The 2,281-nt window shown below is 44.0% G+C and carries 3 protein-coding genes; 2 read left to right on the plus strand and 1 reads right to left on the minus strand.

Features of this window, described 5'->3' with window-relative positions:
• Together VTH8203_RS22155 and VTH8203_RS22160 are read left to right on the plus strand one after the other, a co-directional pair.
• Positions 1 to 195: transposase (locus VTH8203_RS22155; RefSeq protein WP_167385790.1), on the plus strand; the 195-nt coding region annotated here is incomplete at its 5' end.
• Between the two features lie 201 nt (positions 196 to 396).
• Positions 397 to 1,395, plus strand: coding sequence for a substrate-binding domain-containing protein (locus tag VTH8203_RS22160; RefSeq protein ID WP_096995605.1), 999 nt, complete (start codon positions 397 to 399; stop codon positions 1,393 to 1,395).
• A 31-nt stretch (positions 1,396 to 1,426) separates the two neighbouring features.
• On the opposite strand, the gene VTH8203_RS22165 is transcribed toward VTH8203_RS22160, so the two are convergent.
• Entirely contained in the window at positions 1,427 to 1,966 is a 540-nt protein-coding gene (locus tag VTH8203_RS22165; RefSeq protein WP_096995606.1) for a GNAT family N-acetyltransferase, read from the minus strand.
• Positions 1,967 to 2,281 lie beyond the last annotated feature (315 nt).

Raw genomic sequence — 2,281 nt, forward strand, 5'->3', positions numbered from 1 at the left:
AAAGAAGGCATCTGTAACTTTGCAAAGTATGACCGACTAACCAGCTCTATAATCGAGGCTGGCAATGTATCAATAGGATTGTTGCGTAGAAGAGCTCGCGGGATAAGAGATACCGAATACTTCAAACTGAAGATTAAACAGCTTTCAGTACCTGAGGTAAGTTCAATATTATACCCTTCTGTCAAGCTCATCTAAGCGGAGAAGAGCCACAAAAGCTCATACTTTAATACTCAATTAGCCACACTGAGGCAAGGACAAGTAAACGGAATTGACAACGCTAATAATGGAAACGATTACTCTAATCATTAAAAGTGGGCGTTCCCGCACACTAATAGCGTTTGTCATAAGTGCTCAAGCGTTGTTTAATAAATTGATTAATAAGATACAGAGAACGTCATGGCAACAATAAAAGAAGTCGCAAAAGAAGCTGGCGTTTCAATCGCGACCACATCCCGTGTTATTAACAATGCTCCCCATACGAGTGAAGCCGCCACCGTTGCAGTGCAAGCTGCCATGAAAAAGTTGGGATATCGTCCAAACGCTAATGCACGAGCTCTGGTGAGCAAATCCTCCAATACCGTTGGAATTTTGGTGCACGATGTGTCCGCTCCCTTCTTTGGTGCCATGGTTAAAGCCATTGACACCATTGCAGCAGAGCAAGGTAAGCAAATTCTTATTGGTAGCGGCTATCATGACCCGATTAAAGAGCGCAATGCCATTAACCTATTGATTGGCAGTCGATGTGAATCTTTGGTTATTCACAGTAAAGGGCTCTCCGATGACGAGCTCACCGAGTTAGCTGAAGAAATACCGGGAATGATGATCATTAACCGTTCTGTCCCTGCAATCGCAGACCGTTGTATCGCTTTGGACAATTTCAAGGGGTCGTACCTGGCAACCGAGTTTCTGATTAAGAATGGTCACGAGAAAATCGGCTATATTGCCTCAAGTCACGACATCGATGATGCTCATGATCGCCGTGACGGATACCTAGCCGCACTCAAAGACCATGGTATCGAACCGAATGAAGAATTTATCGAGTACGGTGAACCGGATGAGATAGGTGGTGAACAAGCAATGGTTAACTTGTTGGCGAAGAACTTATCGATTACTGCTGTTGCGACTTACAACGATGATATGGCAGCTGGTTGTCTAGCATTAATTCAGGAAAATGGTATTCGCATTCCTGAAGATATGTCCGTTATTGGATTTGACGATGGTTTGATCGCCCGCTTTATCTATCCTCGTCTCACCACCATACGCTATCCGATTCAAGTTATGGCAAAACAAGCGGTATTAGAAGCGTTGCAAAGAGCCAGTGGGAAAGACGTTGAAAGAGCACAAAACCTATTTGCGCCAATATTAGTAAAGCGCTCTTCAGTGAGCCGTAGATAAGCGCTTAGGCAGCAATGCTGCGCCTCTGATACTAGGCATTGTCAGCGCGCAGCAGCCCGTAAACAGCGTGATCAACAACCCTCCCATTTAAGTTCTCACTGCGAGTGATTATTCCTTCCAGTGAAAAACCCAAACGCTCTGCGACTTTTCTACTCGAGGTATTTTCAGTTGCGGCACACAACTGCACTTTTTCCATACCCAGTTCATTAAACGCATAGTCGATGAGCATAGCGACGCTGCGTGTCACGATTCCGTTACCTTGTACCTTAGATGATAACCAATAACCCACCTCCACCTTGTTTAATAATAGGTCAATAGTGTTAAAACTAATGTTTCCTACCAAATCACCATGATAAATCATGGCGCACACCAAAGATTTGCCATCTGCATAATCGTGCAGTGATTGAGTAATAAACTGCTGGAAAAAAGCGTCTGAGTCAGCGTGATGTGGCCATGCCAACCATTGTGCTAGATAATCACGTTGCTCGCTCACGATCTGCATATACTGCTTTGCAAAAGAAGGCTGCACTAACGCAAGTTCAATGTCGTCATCAACTTTTAAGGTAAACACCACACTGCTCCTTTCAACATGTAACTTACAGATTAATCGAAATATTTTCTTTTGACGAAGAACCAGTTATACCCGATTGGTGAGATTTCACAATGGCCGATTGGTTTCCGGCGTTTTTCAAGGTAGTTGTCGCCTTTAATTTTTTAAGCAGCTTCTTTCTGCCTTTCAGGATTTAGCTTAACTTCACCAACTTCATCCCAGTTTCTAGATTCGTTTGACCACCGCTGTGGGTTGGCTGCTCTCGCTTGTTTATAAAGCTCTTTGCGCTTAGCTAAGATGGTACTATCCTCTCCATTATGGCGTTGAACTGGGGTC

It is taken from the genome of Vibrio thalassae (assembly GCF_900089835.1).
GTDB classification, from domain to species: domain Bacteria; phylum Pseudomonadota; class Gammaproteobacteria; order Enterobacterales; family Vibrionaceae; genus Vibrio; species Vibrio thalassae.

Excerpts from the sequence above, each read along its gene's own strand:
- VTH8203_RS22160 (WP_096995605.1), top strand. The coding sequence starts at position 397 with ATGGCAACAATAAAAGAAGTCGCAAAAGAAGCTGGCGTTTCAATCGCG.